General features: G+C 51.4%; 14 protein-coding genes. 8 read left to right on the top strand and 6 right to left on the bottom strand.

The window, feature by feature from the left end; all coding sequences use genetic code 11:
• Positions 1-68 precede the first annotated feature (68 nt).
• The 5 genes from rpoH to trmB all read left to right on the top strand — a co-directional run bounded on the left by rpoH (position 69) and on the right by trmB (position 3280).
• Positions 69-923 carry an RNA polymerase sigma factor RpoH gene (gene rpoH, locus Q0882_RS11000; RefSeq protein WP_299181465.1) on the top strand — a complete coding sequence of 285 codons (855 nt, stop codon included), beginning with the start codon at positions 69-71 and terminating at the stop codon, positions 921-923.
• A 113-nt stretch (positions 924-1036) separates the two neighbouring features.
• Positions 1037-1417, top strand: a complete 381-nt coding sequence (locus Q0882_RS10995) for a DUF423 domain-containing protein (RefSeq protein WP_299181463.1) — start codon at positions 1037-1039, stop codon at positions 1415-1417.
• A gap of 4 nt (positions 1418-1421) precedes the next feature.
• The gene (gene thiS / locus Q0882_RS10990; protein WP_299181460.1) at positions 1422-1622 is read left to right on the top strand and encodes a sulfur carrier protein ThiS; all 201 of its coding nucleotides are present in this window, start codon (positions 1422-1424) and stop codon (positions 1620-1622) included.
• 55 nt (positions 1623-1677) lie between these two features.
• The gene (locus Q0882_RS10985; protein ID WP_299181457.1) at positions 1678-2472 is read left to right on the top strand and encodes a thiazole synthase; all 795 of its coding nucleotides are present in this window, start codon (positions 1678-1680) and stop codon (positions 2470-2472) included.
• 88 nt (positions 2473-2560) lie between these two features.
• Complete coding sequence (gene trmB, locus Q0882_RS10980) at positions 2561-3280, top strand: tRNA (guanosine(46)-N7)-methyltransferase TrmB (RefSeq protein ID WP_299181454.1); 720 nt, start codon at positions 2561-2563, stop codon at positions 3278-3280.
• A gap of 169 nt (positions 3281-3449) precedes the next feature.
• On the opposite strand, the gene putA is transcribed toward trmB, so the two are convergent.
• Complete coding sequence (gene putA / locus Q0882_RS10975) at positions 3450-7070, bottom strand: bifunctional proline dehydrogenase/L-glutamate gamma-semialdehyde dehydrogenase PutA (RefSeq protein ID WP_299181451.1); 3621 nt, start codon at positions 7068-7070, stop codon at positions 3450-3452.
• A 252-nt stretch (positions 7071-7322) separates the two neighbouring features.
• Positions 7323-8795: a sodium/proline symporter PutP gene (putP, locus tag Q0882_RS10970; RefSeq protein ID WP_299181448.1), complete on the bottom strand. Its 1473-nt coding sequence runs from the start codon at positions 8793-8795 to the stop codon at positions 7323-7325.
• A 380-nt stretch (positions 8796-9175) separates the two neighbouring features.
• Between putP and Q0882_RS10965 the strand changes: the two genes are divergently transcribed.
• Entirely contained in the window at positions 9176-9637 is a 462-nt protein-coding gene (locus Q0882_RS10965) for an Lrp/AsnC ligand binding domain-containing protein (protein WP_299181445.1), read from the top strand.
• 94 nt (positions 9638-9731) lie between these two features.
• Here the strand turns inward: Q0882_RS10965 and Q0882_RS10960 are convergent, their stop codons facing one another.
• Positions 9732-10214, bottom strand: a complete 483-nt coding sequence (locus Q0882_RS10960) for a Spy/CpxP family protein refolding chaperone (protein WP_299181443.1) — start codon at positions 10212-10214, stop codon at positions 9732-9734.
• Positions 10215-10388: 174 nt separating this feature from the next.
• Between Q0882_RS10960 and Q0882_RS10955 the strand changes: the two genes are divergently transcribed.
• On the top strand, positions 10389-11099 hold the full coding sequence (locus tag Q0882_RS10955) for a response regulator transcription factor (RefSeq protein WP_299181441.1): 711 nt from the start codon (positions 10389-10391) through the stop codon (positions 11097-11099).
• Entirely contained in the window at positions 11096-12445 is a 1350-nt protein-coding gene (locus Q0882_RS10950; RefSeq protein ID WP_299181438.1) for an ATP-binding protein, read from the top strand. The genes Q0882_RS10955 and Q0882_RS10950 overlap by 4 nt, the downstream gene beginning before the upstream one ends.
• On the opposite strand, the gene Q0882_RS10945 is transcribed toward Q0882_RS10950, so the two are convergent.
• From Q0882_RS10945 to astA, 3 genes are read right to left on the bottom strand one after another with little or no spacing between them, the layout of a single operon-like run.
• Positions 12442-13767 carry an N-succinylarginine dihydrolase gene (locus Q0882_RS10945; RefSeq protein WP_299181435.1) on the bottom strand — a complete coding sequence of 442 codons (1326 nt, stop codon included), beginning with the start codon at positions 13765-13767 and terminating at the stop codon, positions 12442-12444. The two genes, Q0882_RS10950 and Q0882_RS10945, sit on opposite strands and share 4 nt — an antisense overlap.
• Positions 13764-15260, bottom strand: coding sequence for a succinylglutamate-semialdehyde dehydrogenase (gene astD, locus Q0882_RS10940; RefSeq protein WP_299181432.1), 1497 nt, complete (start codon positions 15258-15260; stop codon positions 13764-13766). Before astD ends, Q0882_RS10945 begins: the two co-directional genes overlap by 4 nt.
• Positions 15257-16291, bottom strand: a complete 1035-nt coding sequence (astA, locus tag Q0882_RS10935) for an arginine N-succinyltransferase (RefSeq protein ID WP_299181429.1) — start codon at positions 16289-16291, stop codon at positions 15257-15259. Before astA ends, astD begins: the two co-directional genes overlap by 4 nt.
• Positions 16292-16297 lie beyond the last annotated feature (6 nt).

Here is a 16297-nt window from a genome sequence, read left to right as displayed (position 1 = left end):
TGAACTTTCGTATTAGAAATGAGTCATATCTGCGACATTTTCAATAGCAGAGTGATGTGAGGTCATTAATGGGCACAAGCTTACAAGTTGTTGAACAACTTTCTCCGGGTCGCAATCTGGACGCGTATATGCAGTCAGTGACTGCTATTCCCGTTCTCAGCGTAGAAGAGGAGCGTTCTCTGGGTGAGCGACTGCATTATGACGGCGATGTTGAAGCTGCTCGCCGACTCGTTATGTCTCATCTACGTTTTGTAGTCCATGTTGCGAAAACCTATTCTGGTTATGGCTTACCTCTGGGTGATCTGATCCAGGAGGGAAATGTTGGCCTGATGAAGGCAGTCAAACGTTTTGATCCGACAATGGGCGTGCGCTTGGTCTCCTTTGCGGTTCACTGGGTTAAAGCCGAGATGCACGAGTTCATCCTGCGTAACTGGCGCATCGTGAAAGTGGCAACCACCAAAGCGCAACGTAAGCTGTTCTTCAATCTGCGTTCGAAGAAAAAATCTCTGGGGTGGATGACTAATGATGAGGTCAATGCCATCGCGGATGATCTGGGTGTAGACGCCAAAGTTGTCCGTCAGATGGAAGGTCGCATGGCATCAGTGGATACCGCATTCGATGCACCTGAAGGCGCTGATGATGAACAGGCTGCTTGGGCTCCGGCTCACTATCTGGAAGATAAAAGCGGTGATCCATCCATCCAGTTGGAAGATACAAACTGGGAGCAGGACTCTCAACGTCGTCTGATGAGCGCGATGGCTGATCTTGATGACCGCAGTAAGGATATACTGGCGCGCCGCTGGTTAACGGATGATAAAGCCACTCTGCACGAGTTAGCAGCAGAGTATGGTGTTTCTGCAGAACGTATCCGTCAGCTGGAAAAAAATGCGATGAAGAAAATTCGTATGACGATGGAAGCTTAAGCGCAATTCATTCTAAAAAACCGCTGAGAAGCGGTTTTTTTATGCCTGTGATTTGTCGGCAAGTGGTCTGCAAATTCGGTATAATCCCCCACTCGTTTTATTCGGGATCCCTTATGAATCAGAACAGTCTGCTGCTGGCCGCTGGATTGAGTGGTTTTATCGCTGTCGTACTGGGGGCTTTTGGTGCGCATGCACTGAAACCCGGTCTGAGTCCGGCGCTTTATACGGTCTATCAGACTGCTGTTGAGTATCAGTTCTACCATACAGGGGCGTTGGGTCTCATCGCGATGGCACCGGCCCATTTCAGGATATCCGCTCTGCTCAAGGCCGGGGTGGCATTTGTTGTAGGTATCCTGCTTTTTTCCGGTAGTTTATATCTGATGGCGCTGACGGGGATCCGGTCACTGGGGATGGTCACACCGATCGGGGGCGTTGCCTTCCTGATCGGATGGGGGCTGGTGGCCTATACGGCAATTGTTTCAAACAGGAGATAAATCAATGCAGATTCAGGTGAATGGTGAGATGCTGCAGGTGCAGGACGGAATCACCCTGACTGGTTTGATTGAACAGCTAGAGCTGGGTGAAAAGCGTATTGCGATTGAGCTTAATTTAGAAATTATCCCTCGCAGTGAACATGTTGATACGGTGCTGAAAGATGCAGATCGTGTTGAGATTGTTCATGCTATTGGTGGTGGTTGATCACTACTTACCAGCGCACGATGTTCACTAATAACAACTATTTTGGATATACACCATGTCACAGCAAAATGATCCGTTAATCATCGCAGGCCAGAGCTTTAATTCACGTCTGCTGATTGGTACAGGCAAATATAAAGATCTGGAAGAGACCCGTCTGGCGATTGAGGCCAGTGGCGCAGAGATCGTTACTGTCGCTGTCCGTCGAACAAATATCGGACAGAATCCTGATGAGCCAAACCTGCTGGATGTGATTTCACCTGATAAGTACACGATTCTGCCAAACACAGCCGGTTGTTTTAACGCTGCTGATGCGGTGCGCACCTGTAAGTTGGCCCGTGAGCTGATGGATGGACATGATCTGGTGAAGCTGGAAGTGCTCGGCGACCAGAAAACACTCTATCCCAATGTCGTGGAAACGATCAAAGCGGCTGATGAGCTGGTACGGGATGGATTCAAGGTGATGGTGTATACCAGTGATGATCCAATTGTTGCCAAAGAGCTTGAATCGATCGGTTGTGTCTCCATCATGCCACTTGGTTCGATGATTGGCTCCGGTCTGGGTATCCTGAATCCGCATAACATCAATGTGATTATGGAAGATTGCAAAGTGCCGGTTCTGGTTGATGCGGGTGTTGGCACAGCATCTGAGGCTGCTGTGGCGATGGAGATGGGCTGTGAGGCTGTATTGATGAACTCCGCTATTGCAGGGGCCCAGAATCCTATTTTGATGGCATCTGCGATGAGAAAAGCGGTCGAAGCTGGACGCGAAGCGTATCTGGCTGGACGTATGCCGCGTAAGAAATATGCCAGTGCCTCCTCCCCGATGGAAGGCACCATTGTAGGCGGTTAAGCGGCCGTCTAATTTAACTTATCCACACCCTGCAGCCTGATCTCATTCTGAATCAGGCTGCTTTGTTTAAACGTTTTAGGTCAGGTTGATGTCAGAAGAGAACAACAGCGAACAGCAGAATCCCGAACAGAAGCATATGCGCACAGTGAAGAGCTTTGTCCTGCGTGCCGGTCGAATGACGGAAGGGCAGACGAAAGCGATGGACGAGCTGTGGCCGCAGATGGGGCTGGAGCTGGAAATGGGGATGCTTGACCTGAATTCAGTGTTTGGTCGCGAGGCGCCTGTCGTACTGGAGATCGGTTTCGGTATGGGAGACTCGTTGGTCGAGATGGCTAAAGACCAACCTGAAAAAAACTATATCGGTATTGAGGTGCACCGTCCGGGTGTCGGGCGTCTGTTAAGTAATGCTGAGAAGGCAGGGTTATCCAACATCCGTGTGTTTTGTGATGATGCGATTGAGGTGCTGGCTCAGTGTATCCCTGATGGAAGTCTGGACTGCATTCAACTGTTCTTCCCTGACCCCTGGCATAAAAAGCGTCACCATAAACGTCGTATTGTGCAACCTGAGTTTGCGCAGACACTGCGTAAGAAGCTCAGAGCCGGAGGCGTTTTTCATATGGCTACAGACTGGGAGAACTATGCTGAGCATATGATGGAAGTGATGAGTTCAGCAGAGGGCTATCGTAATGTTGCGGGAGATGGACAGTATTCCCCACAGCCTGAATGGCGACCTGTCACCAAGTTCCAGAAGCGTGGTGAACGTTTAGGTCACGGTGTTTGGGATCTGATGTTCGAAGTGGTTAATTGATCATCATCTATTGAAAACAGAGAACGGCGCTAACAGCGCCGTTTTTTTTTAGCCAAAAAAATCCCCGGTAGCGGGAATGGCATCTGCTACCGGGGAGAAGCGCTTCGAATTTTGCCCATGAACCAAAAAACGAAGTAAGTGGAAAGTGGTTGCCTCAGTAACCCTGAGGTTACTCAGCTGTGGCAATCAGGCTGGCGTTACCGCCTGCTGCTGTTGTGTCGATGCACAGATGGCGCTCCATCACGAATCGTTCTGGCTGATCCAGTTCCGTGATAAGCGGAAGCAGAGCTCCTTGTCGGGCAGCCAGGGCCTGACGGATCAGGCGTAGAGCGTCTGGAGATGCGTTGCTACAGATTGCCGCAAACCCGCTGGTTTCTGTGATCGCTTCAGCGGTTAGTTGACCAACCATGCCCTGTACCGGCAGCCCTTGCTCCCCACACTGCTTCAGCAGGTCTGCAATACCCTGAGCTATGATCACAACGCTATTACCCTGAAGTAACGCGGTTTCAGCTTGTAGAGTGGCACTTTCAGCATCAGGTCCCAGGCAGAGGACAACGCCACGTCCGTTTTCGGAGAGCAGGTTCAGTTCCCCTGTCGGTCCTGGCATCGCCTGAGCCTGCTGGCAGAAGGATGCCGTTTTATCGGTTGCTGTCGGGAATACAGATGCAATCAACGCTTTGCGACTGTTCTGATCCGCCCATGAGTGATCGTCGAGCTGTGAAATCAGTTGAGTTAAAGTCTTGGCACTGATCAGCTGCCCCGAAGGGGCCTCTTCACCAGCAGCTGTAGTGGATTTGGTGAAACGTTTAACGTAGTGAGGGCCACCCGCTTTCGGTCCGGTGCCTGAGAGACCCTCTCCGCCAAAGGGTTGAGAGCCTACGATGGCACCGATCTGGTTACGGTTCACATAGATGTTACCCACCGCTATTTTATTAACGATGCGCTCAACACGGTTATCCACACGGGTGTGCAGACCAAAGGTAAGGCCGTAGCCTCTGTCGTTGATCGCGGTGACAACCTGATCCAGATCTTTTGCGGCAAATGTTGCAACATGCAGAACAGGCCCGAAGATCTCTTCGTCGATCTCTTCAATACCCGATACTTTAAGGATGGTTGGAGGAACAAAAGTACCGTTCTCAGGCGCCTTCAGTTTCTTCAGTAGCTGGCCTTTAGCGGCAAACAGCGCACAGTGCTCATCGATTTTGGCTTTAGCATTTGCGTCGATGACAGGGCCTACATCTGTGCTGAGTAGCCATGGATCCCCCATCTTCAGCTCATCCATCGCGCCGTAGAGCATCTCCAGCAGGTTGTCAGCGATATCTTCCTGTATATAGAGAACACGCAGGGCTGAGCAACGCTGCCCAGCACTCTGGAATGAGGAGGCCAGTACATCCCGCACGACCTGTTCCGGTAGTGCGGTTGAATCGACAATCATCGCATTCATACCGCCGGTTTCAGCCACAAGAGGAGCATCCGGTGCCATCGAGCTCGCCATCACCTGATTGATCCGTTGTGCCGTTTGAGTCGAACCGGTAAAGCAGACAGCGGAGATTCTAGGATCTGATGTCAGTGGGGCGCCCACGTTGATACCTGAACCTGGAAGAAGCTGGATTACATCTTTTGGTATACCCGCTTCATGCATCAGAGCCACTGCCCGAGCGGCCATCAACGGTGTTTGATCCGCCGGTTTGGCAATGACGGTGTTACCTGAAGCCAGAGCGGCAAGAACCTGGCCTGCAAAGATCGCCAGTGGGAAGTTCCAGGGAGATATACATGTGATCACACCACGGGCTTCACACTCTGCATTTCTTTCCGCTTCATTCGCGTAGTAGCGGGCAAAGTCGACCGCTTCACGGATCTCTCCTACTGCATCCAGAAGAGTTTTACCCGCTTCCCGGTTAGCCAGTGCGAACAGTTCAGGCGCGTTAGCTTCGAACAGGTCTGCAACACGGCGCAGACAGGCCGCACGTTCACTGGATGCAGTTTTAGACCAGCGTTGGAAGGCCAGTTCTGCAGCGGTGATGGCGGTTTCAATGTCTGCTGAATCTGCCTCGGTAACTGTGCCCACCTGATCAGTTGGATTGGCAGGGTTACAGATAGCTGAGCATTCTGTGCTGCTTGAATCACCGGCAATGATCGGTGCGGCGTGCCACTGGGTTTGCTGGAACGCTTCGCGCTGAGGCTCCAAGGTTTCCAGTGTCACTTCATCTGTTATATCCCAGCCTTTGGCGTTAAGGCGTTTCTGGCCAAAGATATGTACCGGTGCAGCAATCTTCGTATTGGAAAGGCTGCCTTGGGTTTCAGCTATCTGCGTGAAGGGGTCTTTAGCAATCTCTTCCGGAGTGATGCGAGTATCTACGATCTGGTTAACGAATGAGCTGTTGGCGCCGTTCTCAAGAAGGCGTCGTACCAGATAAGCAAGCAGGTCGCGATGTGCGCCAACGGGTGCGTAGATGCGGCAGCGCGTGCTGTTCGATTTCAGAACGGTATCGTGGAGGGATTCGCCCATACCGTGCAGACGTTGGAACTCAAAGTTATCCACAGCATGCTTTTCAGCCAGATAGAGAATGGCGGCCGCAGAGTGTGCATTATGCGTGGCAAACTGAGGGTAGATTCGATCTGTCATCGTCATCAGCTTTTCGGCGCAGCACATATAGGAGAGGTCAGAGTTTACTTTACGCGTAAAAACAGGGAAGCCTTCAAGTCCCAGCACCTGTGCGCGTTTAATCTCGGCATCCCAATAGGCTCCTTTCACCAGACGTACCATAATACGGCGGTCAAGACGTTGTGCAGTGGCATACAGCCAATCCAGAACATAACTGGCGCGTGGGCCGAAAGCCTGCACAACGATACCAAACCCTTCCCAGCCTGCCAGGCGTTCATCCTGAAGAACAGCTTCAATGACATCCAGAGAGAGATCGAGACGGTCTGCTTCCTCCGCATCGATATTGAAGCCCATATTGGCTTTTTTAGCCTGAAGTGCAAGGCTGAGAGTACGCTCAACCAGCTCTCTCATAACACGGGCTTTCTGACCGAATTCGTAACGGGCGTGAAGTGCAGAGAGTTTGACAGAGATGCCGGGATTGCTGCGGATATCAGAATGGGTACAGTTATGGGTAAGTTCCATAATGGCCTGAGAATAGGCCTGATGATAGCGGATGGCGTCAGCGTCTGTGCGCGCCGCTTCACCCAGCATGTCATAGGAATAGCTATAGCCCTGTTTTTCCAGTTTCTTGGCGCGCTTGGTTGCTTCTTTGATATCACGACCCAGAACGAACTGGCGACCGAGTTCCTTCATCGCCTGTGCTACGGCGGTTCTAACCACCGGTTCGCCCAGGCGCTTCATCATCCCCTTCAGGGTTGAACCGATCCCTTCCGCTTCATCACCCTGCAACAGTTTTCCTGTGATCAGGAGCGCCCAGGTTGAGCTGTTGACCAATGATGATGCGGATTGTCCCAGATGGCCTTTCCAGTTTCCTGAAACCACCTTGTCTTCGATCAGAGCATCAATTGTCAGACTATCTGGCACGCGTAGCAGCGCTTCGGCCAGACACATCAGGGCGACACCTTCTTTGGTTGTTAGACCATACTCTGCGAGAAATTTTTCCATCATTGAGGGCGAGCTTTCAGCTCGAACTTTGCGAACCAGATCGGCTGCACTGCCAGAGATTGCAGTGCGTTCACTTTCCGTTAGCTGTGAATTTTTGACCAGTCCGGTAATGACTGCAGTTTCATCTGCCAGATAGTGGCTACGAATAGCTGTGCGGCATTGCTCGATTGTGATGCTCATACTCTTTCACCTCTTGAATCTATCTGGTTATTTTACAAGCGGTGAAAAGGTCAGTTTCTCTATAAATACAAAATATAAAGTGAATATGACCTATTTATATATATTTAATAATCAATATGTTTCCTTTGGTTTGTTTTGGTAGGCTTTATGCATATGGCTAACTTTCCACAAAAAAGCCCCGGCAGATCTGCCGGGGCTTTAAAGTGAGCACTTATCTGAGCTGCTGAGCTTTTTCAGCAGAGTGATGTGGGATTAGCTTTTGATCTCTGCTTCCACATCATCAAAGCGTTGTTGGATCGATACAGAGGGTGCAGGGGTTACTTTAGAGATCACAATAATGGCGATAAACGCAAAGATAGCGCCCGGGATGATCTCGTAAAGATCGAACCAGCCCCCTGAAAGTTGTTTCCAGATTACAACGGTAACGCCACCGGTGATAATCCCGGCCAGTGCGCCCATCTTGGTCATCCTCTTCCAGTAGAGTGACATGATCAGTGCAGGGCCAAATGCCGCACCGAAGCCTGCCCAAGCATATGAGACTAACTCCAGTACTTTAGAGTCTTTATCCATCGCCAGGAATGTGGCGATCAGAGCGATCACGATCACTGCGATACGACCCACGCGAACCAGCTGCTCCTGAGTTGCATCCTTATTGAACAGGGCTTTATAGAAATCTTCTGCCAGAGCCGAGGAGGAAACCAGTAGCTGGGAATCAGCAGTACTCATGACGGCTGCCAGAATTGCCGCTAGCAAGATCCCCGCAATAGCTGGGTGGAACAGAGCGTCAACCATCACCATAAAGACGGTTTCGTTATCTCCCAGGCCTTCCGGTAGGTAACCGATCGCGCTCAGACCGATCAGGCAGGCTCCAGCCATAGAGATACCTGTCCAGATCACTGCAATACGACGTGCGGCAGGGACCGCATCTTTGCTTTTGATCCCTTTAAAGCGAGCGAGAATGTGTGGCTGTCCAAAGTAACCCAGACCCCAGCCCAGCAGGGAGAGTGTGCCAATCAGGGTGATCGTATCCCCATTAGCATCGGTAAACATATTGAGCAGCTCCGGGTTCTTCGCTTCAACTGCTGCCAGTGTGCCGCTCAAACCACCGATCTCACCCATAGCGAAGAGGGGAACCAGAATCAGAGCGCCAACCATCAGAAGGCCCTGAACAACGTCTGTCCAGGAAACGGCAAGGAAACCACCAAACAGGGTGTAGGAGATCACAGCTGTGGCGCCGACCAGCACTGCGATGGTGTAGTCAAATCCGAAGACAGTCTCGAACAGCTTGCCGCCAGCAACCAGTCCGGAACTGGTGTAAAACAGGAAGAAGATCAGGACAAAGACTGCAGAGATAACACGCAGGCTATGGCTGCTGTCTTCAAATCGTTTTTCAAAGTATGCGGGTAGTGTTAAGGCATCATCCGCACGTTGCGAATAGACTCTCAATCGCTGTGCAACCAGCAGCCAGTTCAGCCAGGTACCCACCAGCAGACCGCCAGCCAGCCAGAATGAACCGTAGCCAGCGGCCATCGCGTAGCCTGGTAAACCCATCAATAGCCAGCCGCTCATATCTGATGCGCCAGCACTCAACGCACTTGGGATCGGCCCTAAGTTACGTCCACCAAGAACGTAATCAGACAGATCCTGAGTACGACGATATGCCACAATGCCGATGGCAAGCATCAGGAGCAGATAAAGAATAAAAGTAATGGTTACGGTGACCATACTGAAACCTCGTTGTTATATTTTATGCTTATAGTCGATCCATCCTGTGTCATACCGATAAACCTGCTCTCTCCGAACGGTTACTGCCCGACCTGGCTAAATAAGCACCAGCAGTTAAGCATAGGTATAACGGTACAAAATCTTACCTGCTAACAGTTGGGTATTTGCTCTAAAATCGCTTAATAAATAGGCAATTTCTCTCTTTTGACTGCATTGAAAGGGATAATTTTCTGCGGATGGATAAAAGGCCCCTCTTTATGCATTCGAATACACCGCTTCATGTTCTAAAAGCATAGTTGGCTTGTGACATAAAGGCTAAATCACTATATTTAGTCTCTATTGCAGACTTTTTATACACCTAGCTTTCAAGGGGCACACTGATGGATCATCTGGATAAACTTGATATGGCCATTCTGAGGGAGTTACAGAAAAACGGCCGTGTCACGGTGACAGAACTGGCGTCACGTGTGGGTCTGTCGAAAACACCTTGTCAGGTGAGAATGAAGCGACTGGAAGAGCTTGGTTATATTATGGGCTATACCGCTTTGATCGATCAGAAAAAGCTGGGTGCTAAGCATGTTGCGTTTGTTCAGGTGACCATGAGCGATACAAAAACCAAAGCGTTACAGGCGTTCAATGAGGCAGTTAGGCAGATTCCCGAAATTGAACAGTGTCATATGATTGCCGCTAATTTTGATTATCTGCTGAAAGTACGGACCTCCGATATTGATGGTTATCGCGAGGTTTTGGGTGAAAAGATCTCAAACCTTCCCCATGTCAAACAGACCAGTACCTTTGTCGTGATGGAAGATGTCAAAGATATCGCGTCTAAGTTGATCTGAACTCAGATAAAAAAGCCCGCCGTGGGGGGCGGGCAAGAGCCTGAAAGCGGGCTGCGTGTAGGGGGTATCCGGAGCGATCAGATCAATAAAAAGATCAGTGACACTTTTTCCCGCCAAAACCGTGATGCTCTGAACCCTCACCAAAGCGTTTTGACATTCTCTCCTGTATCTTACTTTTGAGTTCTACGTACTGCTTTTCCTGCTTCGGCGTGAGGACCTCGTAAAGTGCCTCCTGCTGTGCTGCTTTTGCGGTGATCATGGTTTTAGTCTGTTCCTGTGCTTTCAGAATCAGGCTGTCCAGTTGAGTCTGGTAGTTCTCTGCGGCTGGATCCAGTTGCATCAATTGTGTTCTGATCTCTTTTCGGCTCTGGTGGTGTGTCTTCATCGTGTCGGCTTTACTGCCTATATTCTCACGTAGCTGCTTTTCCTGAGCGGGGGTTAAATCCAGAGCTTCAGTGAGGTACTCCAGTTTACGTTCCATGTGGTTATGCCCACCTTTTGCATAGGCTGCCGTCACACCTATTCCTGAGAGAGCGATAAGGGTCGCTGTAATACCGGCGATAACTTTAATGCGCATCGTTGCATCTCCTGCGTTGTCTCTGTTGATGGAGTGAATTCTGGACGTTGTCTCTGCAAAGTTGGGTATCGCCGTTGTAAAGTTTGGTAAATGCGATCACTGGATTAAGTTTTTTGGGAATAAAAACACTATTATTTTCTTAACTGTTTTACTGACGACTGGAGCCTCCTGGCGATGAGTGAGAAACCGCGTATTTTGATGGTGGATGATGATGTTGATCTGTGTGAACTGATGGGGGATTACCTCTCACATGAAGGTTTTCTGCTGGAGTATGCACATAATGCTGATGAGGCGTTGGAGAAACTCAGTCGGGCTGATCGATACTCATTGATGCTGTTGGATGTGATGATGCCGGGTAAAAGCGGATTGGAACTGCTTCAGCAGATCCGTCCAAATGTCCAGTTACCCGTGATTATGCTGACAGGGCGTGGTGAAGAGATCGATCGCATTCTCGGGTTAGAGATGGGGGCGGATGATTATCTGAGTAAGCCGTGTAATCCAAGAGAGCTGCTGGCGCGTATTCGGGCGGTTCTGCGTCGTGCTGAACCGCAGCCGCAGGCGACACTGTTTCCTGACGCGGTCGTGAACATGGGCGTGATCTGTCTTGATCCCGGTTTGCGCGAGATTCGAGTCAGCGATGAGCTGCTGGAGCTGACCGGAACAGAGTTTAATGTGCTGGCCTACCTGATGGGCAACGCTGGTTCGGTCTTAAAAAAAGAGCAGCTAACCGAGCTGGTGCTACACCGTCCACTCGCCGCCTATGACCGTGCAATTGATGTTCATGTCAGTCGGGTACGACAAAAGCTTGCCCGATACCTGCCGGAACGGGAGCTGATAAAAACAGTTAGAGGGGTGGGCTACCAGTTTATCAAGGGGTCAGTATGAAGTGGTATAAACGGCTCTTCTGGAAGGTCTTTGTCGCGATCTGGAGTGTGAGTTTTCTTGTACTGTTGGCGACAGTGATCGTGATCGGAGCGATTACGGAAAAAGATCGCTTCAGGGACGTGGTGACAACCAAGGCCGAGGGTTATGCGGAACTTATGGTTGAACGCTATGAGCTCAAAGGCTTTCGTACATTGAGAACCCTACCCGCTCCATCTAAAAAATACCGTAAGGACCATGACCATCATGACCGTCATAGCCGGGACTGGCGGCGAGACCTTTGGATTAACTTTTCACAGCGGGTCTATATCAAGGATATCGAACTTAATCGTAAGGTGATTGGTCCGGTCAATTTTGATCCGACGGCAGAGGATCGTTACCGTTTCTTTATTCACTCTGAGAGGGGGCGTGAATATCAGGTGGAGGTGGATCTGGCATGGGAGTCTTCACCTTTTCTGCATCTGATTGGCAGGATCTTATCCGCTCAGTTGGTGCTGATTCTATTGGTGTCGGCGCTGGGTGCGTTGCTGGTTTCTGCAATTATATCGCGACCCTTAAAGCTTCTACGTCAGCATACACAGGCGATCTACCGGGGTGAGCTGGATACGCGTACGGATGAAAAATTGCGTAAACGAGGGGATGAACTGGGGGAGTTGGCAAGGGATTTTGATCAGATGGCGGAGTATGTGCAGCAAACCATCATTGCGCATCAACAGCTAATGCAAGATGTTTCCCATGAACTGAGGGCGCCGTTAGCGCGTTTGCAGGCAGCCGCAGGAATCGCCGAACAACGCTTGGGTGTCGAGGATAAAGCGGTTTTACGGATCATTCAGGAGTGTGAGGCACTTGATCAACTGATTGCGGAGATTCTCTCTCTGTCTCGTCTGGAGCAGATGGAGAGAGGTGGAGATTCAGTAGAGCTTGGGACAATACTGACACGTCAACTGGATGATGCTCGCTTTGCATACCCGCAACGGTCATTTAATCTCAGTGTGCAGAGTGATTGTACGATTAAGTTGAACCCTCAACTTCTGGAACGAGCACTGAATAATATTATTGGCAATGCCTGTAAACATACGCCGACAGACGCGTCGATAGATATTTCGATAGAGCATGCCGGTGACTGTATTCTCCGTATTCGGGACCATGGCCCCGGGGTGGAGCCAGATGTGTTGGCGCACCTGTGTGAACCCTTCTATCGAGGGGATAGTTCCAGTGAAGGTTATGGTTTGGGTCTGAGTATTGCTCACCGGGCGGTCCAGCGCTTAGGTGGGGCATTGATTCTGGAGAATCATCCAGAGGGCGGGCTTGAGGTGAGTATACATCTGCCGGGTTGTGAGGAGGGTTAGTGATCATACAATCCGGGGAGCTTGAGAATCTTACTAAGTGATTCCAACGCAGTTTCTATCTCCGAGATTAACTGCGGGTCGAGTAGTGCTTCCCGGGTGAGCCTATCGCGATAATGGGCGCAGATCCATAGCTGAAGCTCACTGTAGAGTGGCTCGGACATCATGATGCCGGGGTGGACTTGGGTCAGCTCCTGTTCGGTGATCGGTATTGCCAGACGGAGGCATGCTGGCCCACCTCCATTGTTCATGCTCTGGCGAAGATCGATAAATTCGATATCGCTGACCGGGTTGTCCTCATCCAGAATGCGCTGGCAAACCTGTAATGCCTTAGGATGCTCGCGGCACTCCTCAGGAGCGAGCATCATGATCTCGTTTTCCGAGATCGGTACTAACTGAGCGTTAAAAAGGTAGCTGGAAACGGCTTCATCCAGAGTTAACTCATCGTTTGAAACTTCGAATATATATAAGGGGCTTTGCCAAGTCTGACACGCTTTGCGGATCTCACCCAGCAGATCTGGCTGTGAGGCAAACGCTTGCTGGTGCAGGAGCAGCAGGTTACGGAAACCAACTGCAACAACATCATTGTGAAAAGCACCGTGGTTAATCGCCTCTGGATTCTGTCTGATCAGTAAACTCCGCCCACCTTTAAGCTGATGCGAACGCAAAATGCTTTCGCAGGCAAGCCGGCTCTGTCTCGCAGGGTAGCGTGCAGTGTGCTCTGCTGATTCTTCACGACCATAGATAAACAGGTTAAGTGCCTGATCTGAATTGGGGTCACTCAGTCTGCAGTGATTAGCCGCTCCCTCATCAGCAAAGGATGCTTGTGCGGGCAGGGGAGGGTGGTGGTGAAAATAGTTTGAACTGGCAAAACAGCGCCGGAAGAAGAGGCCATTATCGGCCGACTCTCTGGAGCGGTGCAGACTGCTGATCAGGTTAGCGGGGGTGAGCTGCAATCGAGCATCCTGGCTATCGACAGAGGCTGTCACGGTTGCGCTGTTGGCTGCCCACATGGCGGAGGCGGAATAACAGGCTTCAAGTAATCTGGGGGCTCTCTTCCAGGCTTGTTGCAGTAATTGTTCTGGAGACCCCCGAAAACCGGCGGCATAAAGCAGTGCCAGATCGGGGCGTGTTTGCGGTGGTATGATCCCCTGCGGGATGCCTAATTGATGTAAACGCCACATCTTCTCAAGACCCTGCAGTGCGGCTGCACGGGGAGATGAAGACTCTCCCTGATGTTGCTTCGAAGCGAGGTTACCCAACGCCAGCCCTGCGTAGTTGTGATTGGGTCCTGTCAGTCCATCCAGATTGAGTAGTTTTGTCATGGCTGGCTCCAGATATGTTCCTCCAACCGGAGACCGGGAGATAACTGCTCAGGCAACTCAATGCTGTCGGATTGAAGGGAGGCGACCGGATAGGCGCAGAAGTCGGCGGCATACCAGGCGCTGGGACGGTGGTTGCCACTGAGTCCTGTTCCGCCGAACGGGCGCGCACTGGAAGCGCCTGGGAGTGGTCGGTTCCAGTTGATCAGGCCGGCTCGAACATGGCGCTGAAAATATTCAAATACTTTGGGGTTATCGCTGAGCACACCGGCCGCCAGGCCATATCGGGTCTGGTTCGCCAGTTCAGTGGCATGCCGCACATCTTTCACCCGATACAGTTGGAGCAGAGGGCCAAACAGCTCCTTATCTTCAGGTTGTTCGATCGCGCTACAATCGATCAGACCAGGGGTTATTAAAGAGCCTCTTTCGGAAAAACGGACCATATCAACCCGGCTTTCGGCTCCCTGATCAAGCAGCGTTTGTTGTGCGTTGAGCATCGCCGTCATCGCGTTTTGACTGATAAGCGCCCCCATGAATGGGGCGGGTTGTTGATTATAAGTGCCGACCTCAATTGTTCGGATCGCCTGTTCCAGAGTCTCTATAAACCGGTCGCCTTCAGTACCCTCAGGCACTAGCAGACGTCGGGCACAGGTACAGCGCTGTCCAGCGGTGAGGTAGGCCGATTGAATGGTGTGATAGACCGCCGCGGTCAGGTTGTTTACCTGAGTGACCAGCAGGGGATTGTTTCCGCCCATCTCCAGAGCCAGAATCTTTTCGGGATGACCACCGAACTGTTCGTGCAGATAGCAGCCGGTTGCCGCACTGCCGGTGAAATAGAGTCCGTTGATTGCAGGATGCGACGCCAGTCGCTCCCCTGTGGCCTTAGCTCCCTGAAGCAGATTGAGCACACCGTCAGGCAGCTCTGCTTTCTGCCATAGATGAACCATAAGTTCGGCTGTCCGTGGGGTGAGTTCGCTGGGTTTAAGAATGGCGGTATTGCCCGCCAGCAGGGCCGGCATGATATGTCCATTCGGCAGGTGGGCGGGGAAATTATAGGGGCCAAAAATAGCCACGACCCCGTGGGGACGGTGGCTGAGAACCGAGCGAATCGAACCGTTGTGCTGTGTTTCCGAGCTGCAGCGTTCCTGATAGGCCTGCACCGTCAGTGCGGCTTTGCCCAGCATCGCGGTGACCTCCGTTTTGGCTTCCCACAACGGCTTTCCGGTCTCCTGACCAATCGTGTCCGCCAGAAGGTCGCTGTACTCCTCAAGGAGTTGCGTGAAGCGTTTGAGGTAAGAGGCGCGTTGTTGGAAGGTTTGTTCTGCCCAGTGAGGGAATGCGTCAACTGCGGCAGATACAGCATCATCGACCTGTGCTTGCGTTGCAGTAATGCCCTGCCAGATACGCTCGCCATTGCCCGGATTCAGGGAGACCAGCTCCTCTCCATCCCCCCGGACCCACTCACCGTTGATAAAGTGTGATGCTAAAGGTTTCATGAATGTCTCCCTTTGAGCTCTACCAGCCTGATCGTCTCGCCCTGACGAACCTTGAGAATTTCAGCAGCCTCAGCGGGCAGCTCGGCAATACCCCGTTTCTCCTGCAGGGGGTGGATGCAGCAGCGAAACTGCGCTGTTTGAGTGTTGCTTAGCAGAAAAGTCGGATAGGAATCTGAGGCGTCGCAGTGGCTGATCTGCACCTTGGCATATCGGCTTTCGCGGATGGCCCGGATCTTCTCCAGAGGTGCGGTGATTGTCGGGCCTGCATCAAAGATATCCACATAGTTTTCAAAGCGGAAACCTTCATTCTCAAGTAGCCTTTTTGCAGGTTCTGTATTGGCATGGACACGCCCGATCACCTTCTGCGCATCCTCGGGCAGTAGGTGGATATAGATACTGTGCTTTGGCATCAGTTCAGCGATAAAGACCTTATTCCCAGAGCCGGTCAGATAATCCGCCTCTGAATAATCCATAGTAAAGAATTTGCGTCCTAACCCCTCCCAGAAGGGAGAGCGGCCATGATCGTCTGAATAACCGCGCATCTCAGCGATAACACGGGTGGAGAAACGCTGTGGCTGTTCCGCCATAAAGAGAAAACGGCTTTTGGAGAGCAGGCTGCCATTTTGGGAGTGACGATGGTCCGGTTGCAGATAGAGTGTACATACCTCGGAGCAGCCGGTGTAATCGTTGCACAGGTAGAGGGTGCGAAATTGGTGATGTATTTTCAATTCGCGAGAGGCATGTACCACCGTTCCGACCCGGTAGTGGTACCAGGGCTCCTTCAGACCGACGGCGGCTTCGATACCGGTGGTGCCCACCACTTCATTGGTTTCGCTGTTAACGAGAACGAACAGGTAGCTTTCAGGGCCGGGCGTCTGGATCTCTTGCTGGATTGCTGTCTGGCTTCGGGCGATCTTTTCGGTCAACAACTCCGGGTTTTCGGGCAGAGATGTAAAGCCGGGGCCAGATTCAATTGCAATCTGATGCAATGTATCCAGATCCTCTGAGATTATCGGGCGAATGAAATACATAGCGAC

This window comes from uncultured Neptuniibacter sp. (genome assembly GCF_947498015.1).
In the GTDB taxonomy this organism is placed as follows: Bacteria; Pseudomonadota; Gammaproteobacteria; order Pseudomonadales; family Balneatricaceae; genus Neptuniibacter.
This window is presented reverse-complemented; position numbering and strand designations above follow the sequence as displayed.

Bases quoted from the DNA above. Each gene is read 5' to 3' on its own strand.
- astD (WP_299181432.1), bottom strand. From the start codon at position 15,260: ATGAAACCTTTAGCATCACACTTTATCAACGGTGAGTGGGTCCGGGGG.
- Q0882_RS10950 (WP_299181438.1), top strand. From the start codon at position 11,096: ATGAAGTGGTATAAACGGCTCTTCTGGAAGGTCTTTGTCGCGATCTGG.
- trmB (WP_299181454.1), top strand. From the start codon at position 2,561: ATGTCAGAAGAGAACAACAGCGAACAGCAGAATCCCGAACAGAAGCAT.
- Q0882_RS10955 (WP_299181441.1), top strand. From the start codon at position 10,389: ATGAGTGAGAAACCGCGTATTTTGATGGTGGATGATGATGTTGATCTG.
- Q0882_RS10960 (WP_299181443.1), bottom strand. From the start codon at position 10,214: ATGCGCATTAAAGTTATCGCCGGTATTACAGCGACCCTTATCGCTCTC.
- Q0882_RS10985 (WP_299181457.1), top strand. From the start codon at position 1,678: ATGTCACAGCAAAATGATCCGTTAATCATCGCAGGCCAGAGCTTTAAT.
- Q0882_RS10945 (WP_299181435.1), bottom strand. From the start codon at position 13,767: ATGACAAAACTACTCAATCTGGATGGACTGACAGGACCCAATCACAAC.
- putA (WP_299181451.1), bottom strand. From the start codon at position 7,070: ATGAGCATCACAATCGAGCAATGCCGCACAGCTATTCGTAGCCACTAT.
- rpoH (WP_299181465.1), top strand. From the start codon at position 69: ATGGGCACAAGCTTACAAGTTGTTGAACAACTTTCTCCGGGTCGCAAT.
- astA (WP_299181429.1), bottom strand. From the start codon at position 16,291: ATGTATTTCATTCGCCCGATAATCTCAGAGGATCTGGATACATTGCAT.
- putP (WP_299181448.1), bottom strand. From the start codon at position 8,795: ATGGTCACCGTAACCATTACTTTTATTCTTTATCTGCTCCTGATGCTT.
- Q0882_RS10965 (WP_299181445.1), top strand. From the start codon at position 9,176: ATGGATCATCTGGATAAACTTGATATGGCCATTCTGAGGGAGTTACAG.
- thiS (WP_299181460.1), top strand. From the start codon at position 1,422: ATGCAGATTCAGGTGAATGGTGAGATGCTGCAGGTGCAGGACGGAATC.
- Q0882_RS10995 (WP_299181463.1), top strand. From the start codon at position 1,037: ATGAATCAGAACAGTCTGCTGCTGGCCGCTGGATTGAGTGGTTTTATC.